The organism is Streptococcus oralis, assembly GCF_003943825.1.
Classification (GTDB): domain Bacteria; phylum Bacillota; class Bacilli; order Lactobacillales; family Streptococcaceae; genus Streptococcus; species Streptococcus oralis_CD.
The window spans coordinates 1-1,050 of record NZ_RJNJ01000033.1 but is presented as its reverse complement, the minus strand read 5'-3'; the positions used below and the strand labels follow the sequence as shown (position 1 = coordinate 1,050).

Here is a 1,050-nt window from a genome sequence, read left to right as displayed (position 1 = left end):
ATTAAAATATGTCTGGTTTGTGCTTATCCTTTCTATCTTTTGTTTAGCCTTGTTTTTAGCAAGAGGAAGGACTAAAATCGAGATGCGTAATCGAATTTACAGACAATGGAGCCAACAGTTCCTTGTTACAAAAGGCGATCAGTCTTATGTTCGTACGACGAGTGATTCGGAGGGAACAACAGTTCTATCTGAAGCCCAAAGTTACGGCATGCTCATAACGGTTTTAGCAGCCCAAAAAGGGCAAGCAAGTCAAGCAGATTTTGAGAGTCTTTATCGTTATTACCAAAATCATCGTATTGAGGGGACGCAGTTGATGTCTTGGAAGCAAGTGATCAAAAATGATAGCGAAACGGTTGAAAAGCAAAACGCAACCGATGGTGATCTCTATATCGCTTATTCTTTGATTGAAGCTGCCAAACAGTGGCCAGATAAGGCTCAGGAATATGAAGGACAAGCCAAAAGTATCTTGATTGATATTCTTCGATTTAATTATAATGAGGAGACCGGTGTTCTAAAAGTAGGAAATTGGGCCCAAAAAAATTCAGATTTTTACTATCTGATGAGAACATCTGATACACTACCTCATTATTTCCAAGTATTTTATAATTTAACTGGTGATAAACAATGGCTAGATGTCAAGAATAAGATGCTTGGGCAATTGGAGCAAATTAGTTCTCAATCTGAGACCGGTCTCTTGCCAGATTTTATCTGGGTAGAGAAGTCAGGTGCGCGTGTTGCTAAAGCAAATACTATTGAATCTCAATATGATGGGGCGTATTCTTATAATGCTTGTCGCTTGCCTTATCACTTATCTCAAAGTCAAGACGAAAGAAGTCAAAAACTCGTTCAAAAGATGATGGATTTCTTTATGAAAGAGCAACGTATCTATGCTGGTTATGACTTGAACGGAACGGCCTTCAATCAATACCAGGCAGGTAGTTTCTTGGCACCGATTACTTATGCATCTGACAAGGGAGAAGGTTATCTGAAACTTCTTCAGCAAAATAAATACATTTTCACACAAGATTTACCTTTGGATAACTACTATGA

At 38.4% G+C, this 1,050-nt stretch carries 1 protein-coding gene; it reads left to right on the top strand.

The genetic code is table 11. The annotated features are described in order from the left end of the window. A partial coding sequence (locus tag D8863_RS10380; protein ID WP_260469795.1) for a glycosyl hydrolase family 8 occupies window positions 1-1,050 on the top strand: 1,050 nt, incomplete at both ends.